Genomic DNA, 16,791 nt, shown 5'->3' on the forward strand with positions numbered 1-16,791 from the left:
AGGCGGGTTTATTCATTCCCGCAGTGATCAACCAAACCAAGACGCTCTCCTGCATAAGAGCCGTCCTGAACGCTACGCCACCAACTCTCATTTTCCAGATACCACTGCACCGTTTTACGAATGCCGGACTCAAATGTCTCCTGTGGTGTCCACCCCAATTCACGCTCAATTTTCGCTGCATCAATGGCATAACGCATATCATGCCCCGGACGGTCAGTGACATAGGTGATAAGCTCACGATAACAGGCAACACCCATTGGCTTTTCCGGACGCAACTCTTCCAGTAATTCGCAGATAGTTTTCACTACATCAATATTCCGGCGCTCATTGTGGCCGCCAATATTATAGGTTTCACCAGGTCTTGCCTTGGTAACCACCAGATGTAGTGCCCGTGCATGATCTTCTACATACAGCCAGTCACGGATCTGCTCTCCTTTACCGTAAACGGGCAAAGGTTTACCTGCCAACGCATTCAGGATCATCAGAGGGATCAGTTTTTCCGGGAAATGGTAAGGCCCATAGTTATTCGAACAGTTAGTGATCACTGTCGGTAAACCATAGGTACGACGCCACGCTCTGACCAGATGATCACTGGATGCTTTCGATGCAGAATAAGGGCTGCTCGGTGCATAAGGTGTCGTTTCTGTGAAAAAACCCTCATCACCATGCAAATCACCATATACTTCATCGGTTGAAATATGGTGAAAACGAAATGCAGCCTGCTTATCCTGATCCAATTGTTGCCAAAACGCTCGAGCAGCTTCTAATAAGGTATAAGTTCCAATAATATTGGTTTCGATAAAAGCCGCAGGCCCATCAATGGAGCGGTCAACATGACTTTCTGCCGCCAGATGCATCACTGCATCAGGTTGGTATTGCTGAAAGATACAATCTAAAGCTTCGCGATGACGGATATCCACCCGCTCAAACACACAACGAGGATGTCCGGCAATCGGAGCCAATGACTCAAGATTGCCAGCATAAGTTAGGCTATCAACAACAACGACGCTGTCTTCAGTGTGATTAATAATATGGCGAACCACCGCTGAGCCGATAAAGCCTGCACCACCAGTAATCAGAATACGTTTCAACGCCAAACTCCTTTGGTATCAACAACCCATTTTTGTTTTATTTGATTGCCATTAATGGACTTAAATTGGCTGTGATCCACCAGCATTAACACAACGTCGGCCTCTTCCAGTGCCTGTTGCAAATCTACCAGTTCCACGACACCCTCCAGTGAATGAGGCAGTTTATGGATATTCGGCTCAACTGCGAAGGTGGTGCCGGCATGCCACTGTGCGACCATTTTGGTGATATGAACTGCCGGGCTTTCCCGTAAATCATCAATATTTGATTTAAATGCCAGACCAAAACAGGCGATTTTAATTTCACTTGCCCGTTTGCCACTTTCAACTAAACAGTCCGCCACCGCAGCTTTCACTTGATCAACGACCCAAAGTGGCTTGCCATCATTCACAAGGCGGGCAGTGTGAATCAAACGGGATTGTGCAGGATTCTGTGACACAATAAACCACGGATCTACAGCGATGCAGTGTCCACCAACCCCTGGGCCCGGTTGCAGAATATTAACGCGAGGATGCCGATTTGCCAGACTGATTAATTCCCAGACATTAATCCCCTGCTCAGCACAGATAAGCGAGAGTTCATTAGCAAATGCGATGTTGACATCCCGAAAGCTGTTCTCTGTCAGCTTACACATTTCCGCAGTTCTGGCATTGGTGACAACACATTCGCCTTCAAGGAAAATTTTATACAATTCGCTTGCTCTGGAAGACGATTTTGGTGTCATGCCGCCCACAACGCGATCATTTTTGATCAGCTCCACCATGACCTGCCCCGGCAGTACCCGCTCAGGGCAATATGCGATATCAATATCTGAATTTTCCCCTGCCTGCTGTGGAAACGAAAGATCAGGGCGAACTTCTGCCAGCCACTCTGCCATCTGCTCAGTCGCACCAACAGGCGATGTTGATTCCAGAATAATCAAATTCCCTTTTTTCAAAACCGGAGCAAGAGATTCTGCCGCCGCGCGAACATAAGCTATATCAGGCTCGTGAGCTCCCTTAAAAGGCGTGGGAACCGCAATTAAAAATGCATCGGCGGGTTGGGGGGAAGACACTGCTTTCAGATAGCCATCTTCAACAGCGGTTTTGACTACTTTATCCAAATCAGGTTCAACAATATGGATCTTTCCACGATTAATCGTCTCCACTGCATGTTGATTAACATCAACACCAATAACCGTTTTCTGACGAGACGCAAATGCTGCTGCAGTAGGTAAGCCAATATAACCAAGACCGATAACAGAAATTGTTTCAAAGCTCATAATGTCACCTGATTTTTCTTCAATACTTCCAGAATTCGCTGGCAAGCCTTACCATCACCGTAAGGGTTATGGGCTCGGCTCATCTGTTGATAGGCAGAGTCATCCGTCAACAAACGTGTGACTTCATCAACGATAGTTTGGGTTTTTGTTCCTACCAACCGCACTGTGCCAGCATCAATTGCCTCTGGTCGCTCTGTGGTATTACGCATGACCAGAACGGGTTTTCCAAGTGAAGGGGCTTCTTCCTGGATCCCGCCTGAGTCGGTGAGGATCAGGTAGGCATGATCCATCAAATAGACAAATGGCAGATAGTCTTGTGGATTGATAAGAATAACATTATCAATATCATGCAGAATGCGTTTTACCGGCTCACACACATTAGGATTCAGGTGAACAGGATAAACGACCTGTACATCAGGGTGCATTCTGGCAATTTGCGCTAACGCTTCACAAATCCGCTCAAACCCACCACCAAAATTCTCACGGCGATGGCCTGTCACCAGGATCATTTTCTTATTGGGATCAATAAAGGGGTAAAGCTCAGCAAATTGTTCACTCAACACTTCATCATTCATAATGCGGTCACGCACCCAGAGCAAAGCATCAATGACCGTATTTCCCGTGACAAAAATAGTGTTATCTGCAATTGATTCTTGCAAGAGATTGTTACGAGAGTTTTCCGTCGGCGCGAAATGGTATGTTGCCAGATGACCAGCAATCTTACGATTGGCCTCTTCCGGCCACGGAGAGTACAAATCGCCAGTTCTCAATCCGGCTTCAACATGACCTACCGGAATACGTTGGTAAAAAGCTGCCAGACTAGTTGCCATTGTCGTTGTCGTATCACCATGCACCAGCACCACATCTGGCTTGAACTCACTTAATACAGGCTTCATGGATTCAAGTATCCGGCAGGTAATATCCGTGAGATCCTGCCCTTGTTTCATAATATTGAGATCAAAATCCGGCTTAACCCCAAATAAGTGCAGTACTTGATCCAACATTTCCCTATGCTGTGCAGTGACACAAACTTTTGCCTCAAAAGCATTATCCCTGGCCAAAGCATGTACCAATGGTGCCATTTTGATGGCTTCCGGGCGAGTACCAAACACAGTCAACACTTTCACAGTGGCTCTCTTATTTTGTCAATCAATTGCTGGTAATTCCACAAAGGGATATTTGTTGCAATTACTTTCATCCCGCTTCCAATGTATGTGTATACAAAATACAGACTATCTGAAACAGTCATTCATTTGTTCTTGCGATAAATGAAATTTATATAGTTATTATTTACATAAAATTATGTACGCGAACGCCTCGCTAATGCGACTCCAGCACCAACCAACATACCGATGGCTCCCCACAGAATCATCATAAATCCACGGCGAGGACTGTCTCTGTTGACAGGTTCTTCAGGTGTTCTGAGATAACGGTAGGTCTGAAAAATATTCTGCAAAGTAGGACCAACATTTAATGTCGCCAACATTGCTATATTTTGATCATAATCAATGCTGTAATTGGGACCTGTAGCTTGCAAAGTTTCGATCTGGGCTTGCAGCAATGGTACACCTAGCATGAACATTTTGGATTCAGGCAGTTCATCAAGAGGGATGTTCGTCTGATTACGCTGAATGCCCTGTTTCTCAGCAACCTTCAATGATTGCTGCAAGACATTCAACTCACGGTTATACATTGCCTTGGCCACCATTTCTTGTCGTTTGACCAACGCCTTCATTGATTGAGTACGTGTAGCCCATGCACCTTTAATTTCACTGTTCAGGTAGGTGCTTGCGCGTTGATTAGCAAAAGCAATATATTCCCGCAGCAGCCGGTTGGCATCTATTGCTGTTTCTGCCGTTAATTTAATGTGTTCATTCTGCACATTTTTCTCATTACGGCGTGTCACCTGAATATTGTTGATCAATTCTTCCAGTAACACGGCATCCGCTTTACTATTGCCATCTCGGCGCTGTTTGTAATAATTGGAATGAAGCCAGAATTCACGACGGGTATCATATGCCTCGATTTGCGTCATGAACTCGTTATATGCACCGTCGGGAATAGTCGGTAACTGAGCTTCCGGCGAAGCATTAATGTGTGTATCTAAATTGCGCAGAAATTGCTGTTGTGAATAGTAGCTCCCCAGATTATTCGTCGTCGGTAAATCTACAATAGCGGTTGCGCTCCATTTTTGCTGCATCAGATACGATGCAGCCAGAGCGACAGCAGCGAAAATAATTGCCAGTGCGATAATCCATATCTTTCCACGCCACAGAGCATAACATAGTGCACGAATATCCAGTTCATGCTCTATAGCCGCCTGACCCTGATTAGATTTCGTTTCTGAGTTTTTCACTGCGCCAAACCTCTTTGATAAGCCGATTATTTTTTAATGATGGCTTGCAACCCGACGCATCCGACGTTTACACCGTTTGATAAAACGAGCAACTCGCCATGCTCTTTTGATGCAATAACCATACAATATAAATGTAAGCAAAAATAATACCAACATTACCCATTCAGGCACAAAACTTAACCGTTCACCCATAATGCCCACTCCGGCTAACAAAGCTGCCGCCACGGTAATTAAGACGAATGCCTGACGGGAAGTAAAACCTGCACGCATGATCAAGTGATGAATATGCTGACGATCCGGGGAAAATGGACTCATGCCCTTACGCAATCGGCGGTACATAATCGCAACCATATCCATCAATGGGATAGCAATGATCCATAATGCTGTCACAGGGTCAATAGAACGATTTTCCCCTTGAGTCACCTCAGTCAACAGCCAGATGATGGTGAAACCAATCAATGTACTTCCGGCGTCCCCCATAAAGACTTTGAAACGTTTACCAAGCAGGCCCAGATTGAGAAAAATATAAGGCAATATTCCAGCTATAAACGCAAAGCACCAAAATGCCAATGCAGTATTGCCGCTTTCATAAAGCAAAATACCTAATGCACCGAAAGAGACGCAAGACAATCCTCCCAGTAAACCATCAATGCCATCCATCATGTTAAAAGCATTAATGGCAGCCCAGACCGCAAACAGAGTAACCACATAGCTAAATGGGCCTAACACCATTTCCCATGGTCCAAACGCATCCCCCAAACTTTCTAACTTAAGCCCAGAGAAATACATCATACTAATACCTACTAAGGCTTGGATTGTTGCCCGGATTTTTACGCTAAGATCAAAGCGATCATCCAATGCACCAACAAAAACTAATGCCCCCGCACAAGATAAGTACACCCATTTATGAGGGATAAATTCTTTTGTTATAGCAAAACCAAAACAAATCCCCAAAAAGATAGATATTCCCCCTACCAGTGGTATTACTCCATGATGACATTTACGATAATTAGGCTTATCAACAAGACCAATCCGCTGTGCTAACTTACGCGCCACAAATAAAAATATAAATGAGAATATAAATACGCATAAGATTTCGGCAGCTATGCTGGGAATATTCACAATAATAACTCTCTGCAAAAATAACAGTAGATCATCTAGTATTCATTGACTCTTACTATTTCCTTTAACATCAAACTCACTCAATAAGTATCTAGTCAACAAAAAGATGCCTACAATGTAGGAAATTTACACATCGGTAAAGCCAATCATAGATCGTGATCAATCATTATTTACGGAGTATCTACGAAGCACCGTCAGGGAACACGTATCTAAAAATAGAAAAGCAAAATACATGCCATCTTTGCGATTAAATTAAACCATCAATAAAAAACGCCACTTTTTGTGGCGTTTTGAAGAAGTGATCGCTTAACTATTTTTTGTATATGGAGTGCGCGAATTTTTGTTTACAGACTACGAACGTTTCATAAAGTCGAAGAATTCTTCGTTTGTTTTTGTCATAGCCAGTTTGTTGATAAGGAATTCCATTGCATCAATTTCACCCATCGGATGAATGATTTTGCGCAATATCCACATTTTCTGTAATTCATCTTGCGCAGTGAGCAACTCTTCTTTACGTGTACCAGAGCGATTGTAGTCGATAGCAGGGAAAACACGTTTTTCCGCAATCTTACGGGACAGGTGCAACTCCATATTACCTGTGCCTTTAAATTCTTCGTAAATAACCTCATCCATCTTAGACCCGGTATCAACCAGGGCTGTCGCGATAATGGTCAAGCTACCACCTTCCTCAACATTACGTGCCGCACCGAAGAAGCGTTTGGGACGATGCAATGCGTTTGCATCCACACCACCAGTCAATACCTTACCGGAAGCAGGAACAACGGTGTTATAGGCACGAGCCAGGCGGGTTATGGAATCTAACAGGATAATAACGTCTTTTTTGTGTTCAACCAGACGTTTTGCTTTTTCGATCACCATTTCAGCCACTTGAACGTGGCGGGAAGCCGGCTCATCAAAAGTAGAAGCGATAACTTCACCTTTTACCAGACGCTGCATTTCAGTGACTTCTTCCGGACGTTCATCGATCAGCAACACCATCAACACACAATCTGGATAATTATGGGCAATATTAGCTGCGATGTTTTGCAGCAGCATAGTCTTACCCGCTTTTGGTGGAGCAACAATCAAACCACGCTGACCACGACCAATAGGCGCCGCCAGATCCAGAACTCGAGCAGTCAAATCTTCAGTAGAACCATTACCACGCTCCATACGTAAACGGCTGTTAGCATGGAGGGGAGTCAAGTTCTCAAACAGGATTTTACTACGGGCATTTTCAGGTTTATCAAAGTTAACTTCATTAACTTTCAGCAGAGCAAAATAACGTTCACCTTCTTTCGGTGGGCGGATTTTACCTGAAATGGTGTCACCGGTACGGAGATTAAAACGGCGGATTTGACTAGGAGAAACGTAGATATCATCGGGACCTGCAAGGTAGGAGCTGTCTGCTGAGCGGAGGAAACCGAATCCATCCTGCAATATCTCCAGCACACCATCTCCGAAAATATCTTCTCCACTCTTCGCATGCTGTTTGAGGATAGAGAAGATAATGTCTTGTTTGCGCATACGAGCCAGGTTTTCCAGCCCCATATTTTCGCCGAGAGAGATCAACTCTGATACCGGCGTATTCTTTAATTCGGTAAGATTCATAATGGTGGGTTCTTTAACTCGGGGTATATCTCGAACTATGAACGTGAATGGTATGGCAGCGTTATCGGTGCCTGTTTATTTGTACCCAAAACAAATACAACCTTTTAACATATTAATTTATATTACAAGGCAATAGTCTGAAGTACTCTAATTGATTTCAAAATAAGGCTAACAAACTGTTAAAACATAACTGAGATGACAATAACGAAATGTGATTAATCTCAATACAAGAGCTATCTCAGTGTAAATACTGTTTCAGCACATACTGTTTAACAAATATTGTCTTAGTAAACATTATCTCAGCAAAAGGAGGCTTCGACATAAAACGCCCAGTACGAAAACATCATCGGAATGTTTAGCATAAAAACGTCTTCAGCACCAAGCTATATACTGAATGGCTCACTATATATGCTTTCAGATACTTTACTAAATACGATATGCTATCAGATATTTCAAGGTGATCCAGAGATAACAGATTTATCAGACACTATAGATTGTTTAGTATGTAACATGCCTGCTGTCAATTCTTCATATAAGTTATGAAAATCTTTCTAACGCATGTTTCATATAAGCACGTGGCAGCTAACTTACCATGCTTCGTTGCGGACGTCTAGCTGTCAATAAGATAAATCACTCTATCTGCTAAACGCCCATAATTACTGTGAGCTAACTCTAAATTAGAGGTGTGGTTTCAAAAATTCTTTCAATTGAGTTTTTGACAAAGCTCCCACTTTCACCGCAACTTTTTCGCCATCTTTGAACAAAATCATCGTCGGAATACCACGAATGCCGAATTTCGGCGCAGTTTTGGTATGATCATCAACGTTTAATTTAGCAACGATTAGTTTACCTGTGTACTCAACAGCGATTTCATCCAGAATAGGCGCAACCATTTTACAAGGGCCACACCATTCGGCCCAAAAATCAACCAGAACGACACCTTCCAATTTTAGCTTATCTTCATTAAAGTCACTGTCAGCCAGATGAATAACCCCAGCATTCACAATCTTTTCACTCATTATTTGGACTCCAAAGTAAAATCTTTTACGTTATCAGTGTACATTAACCAATATAAGGTGTCTTTATTTCAGCGGACACACTTTCTTAAAGCAATAGTTAGCTGATATTCTACCACACTATGAGCAAAACACATTTGACAGAAAAGAAGTTTTCCGACTTCGCATTGCACCCCAAGGTCATTGAAGCCCTTAATAAAAAGGGTTTTTCCAACTGTACACCGATACAGGCGCTAACATTGCCTTTTACTGTCGAAGGCCAAGATGTTGCGGGGCAAGCACAAACCGGAACGGGCAAGACGCTCGCATTTCTGGCGTCTACTTTTCATTATTTACTGACTCATCCCGCCAAGGCGGAGCATAAAACCAATCAACCAAGAGCGTTGATTATGGCTCCGACCCGTGAGCTGGCCGTCCAGATCTACTCTGACGCAGAAGAGCTAGCTGAAGTCACAGGGTTAAAAATGGGTCTGGCCTATGGTGGAGATGGCTATGATAAACAGCTAAAGGTGCTGGAATCTGGCGTTGATATCATCATTGGCACAACGGGTCGTCTTATTGATTACGCCAAGCAGGGGTATATCAATTTCAACGCCATTCAGGTTATCGTACTGGATGAAGCCGACCGCATGTACGATCTCGGTTTTATCAAGGATATCCGTTGGTTATTCCGTCGGATGCCTGCTGCAACTGAACGCATGAATCTGCTGTTTTCCGCCACCTTGTCTTATCGGGTGCGTGAACTGGCCTTTGAACAGATGAACAATCCTAAATATGTGGAAGTGGAACCATTACAAAAAACGGGACACCGCATCCGGGAAGAACTTTTTTATCCTTCCAATGAAGAAAAAATGCGTCTGCTACAGACCTTATTGGAAGAAGAGTGGCCCGACCGCTGCATTATTTTCGCGAATACCAAACACCGCTGCGAAGATATCTGGGCTCATCTGGCTGCCGATGGACATCGTGTCGGTCTGCTGACCGGTGATGTAGCACAGAAAAAACGCCTGCGCATATTGGAAGAATTCAGTCTGGGCAATCTGGATATTTTGGTCGCCACCGATGTTGCTGCACGTGGGCTGCATATCCCTTCCGTAACACACGTGTTTAACTATGATTTGCCGGATGATTGTGAAGATTACGTTCATCGTATCGGCCGAACGGGCCGTGCCGGCGAAAGCGGCCATTCAATCAGTCTGGCCTGTGAAGAATATGCGCTGAATCTGCCAGCCATTGAAGAATATATCCGGCATCAGATCCCTGTGAGCAAATATAACAGCGATACATTACTGAAAGATTTACCAGTGCCTAAACGCCGCAACCGCGCACGTTCAGGAGGACATCCGCGCCGTACCAATATGACGCGCCGTGGTAATACTGTTCATAATCGTAAACGCAATTCGTAACCGTAATGTTCAGGCTGATTAACATAATTCTGGAATAACAAAATGCTGAGTTCTTCTTCGCTCTATGCCGCTATCGATTTAGGCTCAAACAGTTTTCATATGCTGGTTGTCCGCAGAGTGTCCGATAGTATTCAAGTGGTCGCCCGCATCAAGCGTAAAGTCAGGCTGGCCGCTGGGTTGGATAAAAATCACCATTTATCACAACAGGCAATGGAGCGGGGATGGCAATGCCTTCGCCTTTTTGCAGAATATTTGCAGGATATCCCTGCTCCACAGATCCGCGTTGTTGCTACAGCAACATTGCGACTTGCCGAAAATTCCGATGAATTTGTTGGCAAAGCCTCTGAAATATTAGGCACTCCGACCAAAGTCATCAAAGGTGAAGAAGAAGCTCGGCTGATTTATCAAGGCGTTGCCCACACTACAGGCGGGCCGGAAAAACGTCTGGTGGTGGATATTGGTGGTGGCAGTACAGAACTTGTTACAGGTACTGGTGCAAAAGCTACACAGTTATTCAGCCTTGAAATGGGCTGTGTTACCTGGCTCGAACGCTATTTTAATGATCGTAGTCTGACGGAAGAAAACTTTGCTAAAGCGGAAACGGCTGCTCACCATATTCTTGCTCCGGTTACCACAGCACTTCTGGAACAAGGTTGGCAGATTTGTGTCGGAGCATCGGGTACAGTGCAGGCTCTTCAGGAGATCATGATTGCCCAGGGTATGGATGAGCTTATCACCCTGTCCAAATTGCAACAGCTTAAATCTAAGGCGATTGAATGCAGAAAACTGGAAGAGCTGGAGATAGATGGCCTGACACTAGAGCGGGCATTGGTTTTTCCAAGCGGTTTGGCAATCCTGATTGCTATCTTTCAGGCATTGAGTATCGAAAGTATGACTCTGGCAGGAGGGGCGCTGCGTGAGGGGCTGGTTTATGGCATGCTGGAGCTATCTGTCGAACGGGACATCCGTGCCAGAACCTTGCAAGATATTCAACAACGCTTTCAGGTTGATGCTGAACAAGCACAAAGAGTCAGACAGCTGGCAGAGCATTTTTTTCAACAAGTCGCTAAAACGTGGGAATTGGATGAGCGATGTCGGGAACTGTTGGTCAGCGCTTGTTTGCTCCATGAAATCGGCTTATGTGTCGATTTTCGCCAAGGGCCAACCCATTCTGCTTATTTGATCAGCCACTTAGATCTACCCGGCTATACTCCTGCTCAAAAACGCTTACTGGCAACATTGTTGAAAAATCAAAGTGGATCAATCAATCTGACATCATTAAGTCAGCAAAATGCGTTACCAGCATTACTGGCGCTGCGGTTATGCCGTTTACTGCGCCTTGCCATTATCTTTGCCAGCCATCGGCGGAATGATTCTTTAGTAACTCTGCATTTGCGGGCAGAAAATGACGTACTTACCATTACTCTCCCTCATCAATGGCAAACACGACACCCACTCAGTGCTGAAACATTACATCAAGAAATCAAGTGGCAAAGTTACATTCAATGGCCGCTAATTATTGAAGAGCAGAATAATTCCAGTTTGGGATAATTGTGCATTCTAATAACTCTTAACTTACAAGAAAAAACGAAGGAAAGTTCCCCAGCAGCATCACTGGTGATGAAACTGGGGTAAGGACATTAACCCGCTTAGTTACCACTACTTTTCTGCCCAAGGCCAAAGCGGGATTTGATATCGGCAAGACGTGATTGCCCCCGTTCCATACGTTCTTCTGCACTGACTACCTTCCTACCTTGCGGCCAATCCAGATCATCTTGTGGCAACTCTAACAAAAATCGGCTCGGTTCAGGGCGAATCAATTCTCCATACTGACGACGCTCTTTACTAAGGGTAAAAAAGAGTTCCCGTTGTGCACGGGTAATACCGACATAAGCCAAACGCCGTTCTTCTTCGATATTATCCTCATCAATACTGCTTTGATGTGGTAATAACCCTTCTTCCATTCCCACCAGAAAAACATAAGGGAACTCCAGTCCCTTGGAAGCATGCAACGTCATGAGCTGAACCTGATCCAATTCCCCATCTTCTTCACCTCGCTCCAGCATATCCCGTAAAGTAAAGCGAGCCACAACCTGAGAAAGCGTCATAGGTTCATTCAGATCATCGCCTTCAAGCATTTCACTCATCCAGGTGAAAAGCTGATTGACATTTTTCATCCTCATTTCAGCAGCTTTAGGGCTGGGTGAGGTTTCATACAGCCAACTTTCATAATCCATACCGTGCAGTAAATCCCTTACGCCCAGCAATGGCTCACGTCCTGCCCGACGGGAAATTTCATCCATCCAGTGGGTAAAACGCTGTAGAGCAGCCAACCCGCGACCAGACAAATTCTGTTCCAGACCAAGGTCGAAGCTGGCATGATACAGGCTTTTGTTACGCTGCTTCGCCCACTCTCCCAATTTCTGAATCGTTACGGCCCCTATTTCCCGGCGTGGTGTATTGACAATCCGCAAAAATGCGCCGTCATCATCAGGATTAGTCAGTACTCGCAAATAAGAAAGCAAGTCCTTAATTTCCGGCCGGGAAAAAAACGACGTTCCGCCAGAAATGCGGTAAGGAATCCGGTTTTGTATCAACATCTTTTCAAAGATACGGGATTGATGATTACCACGGTATAAAATAGCGTAATCTTTATACTCGGTTTTATTGATAAAGTGATGGGCAATCAATTCCCCTACGACACGCTCAGCTTCATGATCTTCATTATTTGCTTCGATCACACGTAGAGGATCGCCATAACCCAATTCAGAAAAAAGTTTCTTCTCAAATACATGGGGATTATTCGCAATCAGGATATTTGCCGATTTCAGTATTCTCCCTGATGAGCGGTAATTCTGCTCCAGCTTGATCACATTGAGCTGTGGAAAATCTTCCTTTAACAGGCTCAGGTTTTGCGGGCGAGCACCACGCCATGAATAAATTGACTGGTCATCATCACCGACAACAGTAAAACGCGCCCGGCTGCCTACCAGTAACTTCACCAGTTGATACTGACTGGTATTAGTATCCTGATATTCATCCACCAGCAAATAACGAATTCTGTTTTGCCAACGCTCCCTGACCTCTTCGTCCCGTATTAACAACAAGGTTGGTTTGGTAATCAAATCATCAAAATCAAAAACATTACAACTGTTCAGATGTAAATCGTAGCGACGATAGCACTCCGCAAACTGATGTTCCTGTGCTGAACGAGCTTGTCTCATCACCTGTTCCGGTGGCATCAGGTCATTCTTCCAATTGGAGATATTTGAGATTAGCTTTTGTAGCAGATCTTTATCTTCTTCCAATAAATCCGCTGTCAGATCTTTCAACAATGCCATTTGATCCTGATCGTCAAACAGAGAGAAGTTACTCTTCATTCCAAGTGCCTTGTACTCACGCTTGACGATCTCCAACCCCAACGTATGGAATGTTGAGATCATTAATCCCTTAGTTTCCTTACGACCCAATGTTTGGGCCACACGCTCTTTCATTTCGCGTGCCGCTTTATTGGTGAAAGTCACAGCCGCAATATGACGGCCTTGATAACCACAAGTGCGGATCAGGTGGGCTATTTTATTGGTGATAACTCTGGTCTTACCGGAGCCTGCACCGGCCAGAACCAAACAAGGCCCTGTTACAAACTCAACCGCTTGTTGTTGGTTAGGGTTTAATCGCATACTGTTTTGAAGGTTATGTCAGGATGAAAGATCGAGGGATGAAATTGTAGCAGAAAGCAGCACAGGAAGGAGATTTTCTTTACCGTAGGTGTTATTACTAAATAAGATAATCAATCTGCTTCAGTTAGTTATTTTCAATCAAGATGGAAATACGCATAAAAGATATATTTAAAATAACAGAAATAAAAATATAGCAATAACCCATTTTTAATAGAAAATTTCTAAAAAAATAACAAATAGTCTTATTTTAAAATGAATTAATAATAAACCCTATCCAATTAATTATCCTAGCATTTCTCAATTGCTCATTAATCATGACATTCATCAATCAAAAATAATTATTTTAGTAACTATCAAATTCACTGTTCTACCATAGATTTATTACTTTTCTATATGTAATAGTAGCTATCAATGCATTGTAAAAATAACATCATTTTCATCTGTTTGATTGGTATAGCAATAATAAATTTTTTATTTTCATATTAGTCAGCCAAAGAGGATACAATATGTTACGCAAAACAGGTTTTTTCTTTGATGAAAGCTGTTTCTGGCACACTACCGGATTACAACATGTCGTAACGCTCCCAGTTGGCGGATGGGTACAACCGCCATCCGGAGCGGGTCATGCCGAGTCACCAGAAACTAAGCGAAGAATGAAAAATTTAATGGATGTTTCTGGTTTAAGCCGCTCATTACAACTGTTAGGGGCTGATCCTATTGATGAAACAACCTTAAGGCTTATCCATCCAGAAGCGTATTTACAGAATTTTAAGTCGCTGAGCGATGGTGGCACAGGTATGCTTGGCTTTGAAGCCTCTGTAGGACCAGGCAGTTATGAAATCGCCAAATTATCTGCCGGATTAGTCTGTGCAGCAGTGGAAACCGTCCTGCACGGCGAACTGGACAACGCTTATAGCCTGTCACGTCCTCCCGGACACCATTGTCTACCCAATAAAGCTATGGGATTTTGTTTCCTTGCTAATATCTCCCTTGCCATTGAACGGGCCAAAAGGCAGTTTGGGCTTGGCCGGGTCGCAGTCGTTGACTGGGATGTTCACCACGGTAACGGAACACAATATATCTTTTGGGAGCGCGATGATGTTTTGACGATGTCATTGCATCAGGATGGTTGTTACCCCGAAGGGTACAGTGGTGAAGATGATATCGGTGCAGGTAAAGGCGAAGGCTTTAACATCAATATTCCACTCATGGCAGGAGCCGGGCACAATAGTTACATGTATGCTATGGATCAAATCGTTCTTCCCGCATTACAGCGTTATCAACCCGAATTGATTATTGTCGCCTGTGGATATGATGCTAACTCCGTCGATCCACTTGCCAGAATGCAGCTCCATAGTGAGAGTTTCCGGGAAATGACGCGTAAAATACAGCAGGCAGCAGATGAATTATGCGATGGCAAACTGGTTGTCGTCCATGAAGGTGGTTATTCCGAACTCTATGTGCCGTTCTGTGGCTTAGCCGTGCTGGAAGAGTTGAGCGGTGTCCGCACTAAAGTTCAGGACCCTTTACTGAACATGGTTAAGGCCCAACAACCGAGAGAACGTTTTGATACGTTCCAGCGCCAGGAAATTGATGAGCTGAAGCAAAGATTTAACCTGTAACTGAGATTAAAATTATGCCCGATACACAATATCGGGCATACAATAGAGTAACATTATCAGTAGGTATTATCCGCCGACAGCAATACGTTTCATATCTGTCATATAACCACGTAAAGTCCGGCCTACAACCTCAATTGGATGGTTACGGATAGCGTCATTAACATCGCGTAATTGAGCATTATCGATACCTTTATCAACAACAACCTTGCCTAAATCTCCAGTCTGTAGGGTTGGCATGAATTTTTCTTGCAATAATGGCACCGCAACATAAGAGAACAAGTAGTTACCATATTCTGCCGTATCAGAAATCACCACGTTCATTTCATAAAGACGCTTACGAGTAATGGTATTCGCAATTAATGGCAGTTCATGTAGTGATTCATAATAAGCGGACTCTTCAATAATGCCTGAATCTACCATTGTATCAAATGCCAGCTCTACTCCGGCTTTAACCATAGCAACCATCAGTACACCATGATCAAAGTATTCTTGCTCACTGATATGACCGTTGTAATCAGGGTAGTTTTCGAATGGCGTTTGACCTGTTTCTGCACGCCAGGTCAGCAGATCTTTGTCATCATTCGCCCAGTCGGCCATCATAGTGGAAGAGAATTTACCAGAAATAATGTCATCCATATGTTTTTGGAACAGTGGAGTTAAAATGGTTTTCAACTGTTCAGAAAGGGCATAAGCACGTAGTTTTGCTGGATTAGAAAGCCTGTCCATCATCAAGGTAATGCCACCCTGTTTCAGGGCTTCTGTGATGGTTTCCCAACCAAACTGGATCAATTTACCCGCATAACCCGGCTCTGAGCCATCAGCCACCAGCTTGTCATAACACAACAGAGACCCCGCCTGTAACATCCCACACAGAATCGTTTGCTCACCCATCAAGTCAGATTTCACTTCTGCCACAAAAGAGGACTCCAGAACTCCTGCACGATGACCTCCGGTTGCGGCTGCCCATGCTTTTGCAATTGCCATGCCCTCGCCTTTTGCATCGTTTTCCGGATGGACGGCAATCAAAGTCGGAACACCAAATCCACGCTTATATTCTTCACGCACTTCCGTTCCCGGGCACTTCGGAGCAACCATCACAACCGTGATGTCTTTACGGATCTGCTCACCCACTTCAACAATATTAAAGCCGTGGGAATACCCTAAAGCCGCCCCTTCTTTCATTAACGGCTGAACAGCCTGTACAACCGCAGAGTGCTGTTTGTCCGGTGTCAGGTTAATAACTAAATCAGCTTGTGGGATCAATTCCTCATATGTGCCGACGTTGAAACCATTTTCAGTTGCCTTACGCCATGATGCACGTTTCTCTGCAATGGCTTCTTTACGCAGAGCATAGGCAATATCCAAGCCAGAATCACGCATATTCAGCCCCTGATTCAATCCTTGCGCACCACAGCCGATAATCACCACTTTCTGGCCTTTTAAATACCCTGCTTCGTCAGCAAATTCTTCCCGCGTCATAAAACGACATTTGCCTAACTGCGCCAATTTCTGGCGTAAGTTCAATGTATCAAAATAATTAGCCATGGTGACTCCGATATAATTAGGTGTGATGTTGTTTGCATAAAGCCAATATATGACATGAAATCCATTGCTTAAATTGATATATT

12 protein-coding genes are annotated in these 16,791 nt (G+C 44.0%); 3 read left to right on the forward strand and 9 right to left on the reverse strand.

Features of this window, described 5'->3' with window-relative positions; all coding sequences use genetic code 11:
• Nucleotides 1–8: 8 nt before the first annotated feature.
• The 7 genes from rffG to trxA form a co-directional block, all read right to left on the reverse strand.
• Complete coding sequence (rffG, locus tag HGO23_RS18255) at nucleotides 9–1,091, reverse strand: dTDP-glucose 4,6-dehydratase (RefSeq protein WP_209027446.1); 1,083 nt, start codon at nucleotides 1,089–1,091, stop codon at nucleotides 9–11.
• Complete coding sequence (wecC, locus tag HGO23_RS18260; RefSeq protein WP_099134205.1) at nucleotides 1,088–2,350, reverse strand: UDP-N-acetyl-D-mannosamine dehydrogenase; 1,263 nt, start codon at nucleotides 2,348–2,350, stop codon at nucleotides 1,088–1,090. Before wecC ends, rffG begins: the two co-directional genes overlap by 4 nt.
• Nucleotides 2,347–3,477: a non-hydrolyzing UDP-N-acetylglucosamine 2-epimerase gene (gene wecB / locus HGO23_RS18265; RefSeq protein ID WP_209027447.1), complete on the reverse strand. Its 1,131-nt coding sequence runs from the start codon at nucleotides 3,475–3,477 to the stop codon at nucleotides 2,347–2,349. The genes wecC and wecB overlap by 4 nt, the downstream gene beginning before the upstream one ends.
• 173 nt (nucleotides 3,478–3,650) lie before the next feature.
• Nucleotides 3,651–4,706, reverse strand: coding sequence for an ECA polysaccharide chain length modulation protein (gene wzzE / locus HGO23_RS18270; protein WP_209027448.1), 1,056 nt, complete (start codon nucleotides 4,704–4,706; stop codon nucleotides 3,651–3,653).
• 33 nt (nucleotides 4,707–4,739) lie between these two features.
• The gene (gene wecA, locus HGO23_RS18275) at nucleotides 4,740–5,828 is read right to left on the reverse strand and encodes a UDP-N-acetylglucosamine--undecaprenyl-phosphate N-acetylglucosaminephosphotransferase (RefSeq protein ID WP_209027449.1); all 1,089 of its coding nucleotides are present in this window, start codon (nucleotides 5,826–5,828) and stop codon (nucleotides 4,740–4,742) included.
• 351 nt (nucleotides 5,829–6,179) lie between these two features.
• Complete coding sequence (rho, locus tag HGO23_RS18280; RefSeq protein ID WP_099134202.1) at nucleotides 6,180–7,439, reverse strand: transcription termination factor Rho; 1,260 nt, start codon at nucleotides 7,437–7,439, stop codon at nucleotides 6,180–6,182.
• A 677-nt stretch (nucleotides 7,440–8,116) separates the two neighbouring features.
• Complete coding sequence (gene trxA, locus HGO23_RS18285) at nucleotides 8,117–8,458, reverse strand: thioredoxin TrxA (protein WP_099134201.1); 342 nt, start codon at nucleotides 8,456–8,458, stop codon at nucleotides 8,117–8,119.
• 119 nt (nucleotides 8,459–8,577) lie between these two features.
• On the opposite strand from trxA, the gene rhlB reads away from it, so the two are divergent.
• Nucleotides 8,578–9,861: an ATP-dependent RNA helicase RhlB gene (gene rhlB / locus HGO23_RS18290; RefSeq protein WP_209027450.1), complete on the forward strand. Its 1,284-nt coding sequence runs from the start codon at nucleotides 8,578–8,580 to the stop codon at nucleotides 9,859–9,861.
• A gap of 42 nt (nucleotides 9,862–9,903) precedes the next feature.
• The gene (gene gppA, locus HGO23_RS18295) at nucleotides 9,904–11,412 is read left to right on the forward strand and encodes a guanosine-5'-triphosphate,3'-diphosphate diphosphatase (RefSeq protein ID WP_209027451.1); all 1,509 of its coding nucleotides are present in this window, start codon (nucleotides 9,904–9,906) and stop codon (nucleotides 11,410–11,412) included.
• Nucleotides 11,413–11,510: 98 nt separating this feature from the next.
• On the opposite strand, the gene rep is transcribed toward gppA, so the two are convergent.
• Nucleotides 11,511–13,541, reverse strand: a complete 2,031-nt coding sequence (gene rep, locus HGO23_RS18300; protein WP_209027452.1) for a DNA helicase Rep — start codon at nucleotides 13,539–13,541, stop codon at nucleotides 11,511–11,513.
• 506 nt (nucleotides 13,542–14,047) lie between these two features.
• Between rep and HGO23_RS18305 the strand changes: the two genes are divergently transcribed.
• Nucleotides 14,048–15,163, forward strand: coding sequence for a class II histone deacetylase (locus HGO23_RS18305; protein ID WP_209027453.1), 1,116 nt, complete (start codon nucleotides 14,048–14,050; stop codon nucleotides 15,161–15,163).
• 66 nt (nucleotides 15,164–15,229) lie between these two features.
• On the opposite strand, the gene ilvC is transcribed toward HGO23_RS18305, so the two are convergent.
• On the reverse strand, nucleotides 15,230–16,708 hold the full coding sequence (ilvC, locus tag HGO23_RS18310) for a ketol-acid reductoisomerase (protein ID WP_209027454.1): 1,479 nt from the start codon (nucleotides 16,706–16,708) through the stop codon (nucleotides 15,230–15,232).
• Nucleotides 16,709–16,791: the final 83 nt, after the last annotated feature.

The organism is Xenorhabdus budapestensis (assembly GCF_017743015.1).
Lineage (GTDB): Bacteria > Pseudomonadota > Gammaproteobacteria > Enterobacterales > Enterobacteriaceae > Xenorhabdus > Xenorhabdus budapestensis.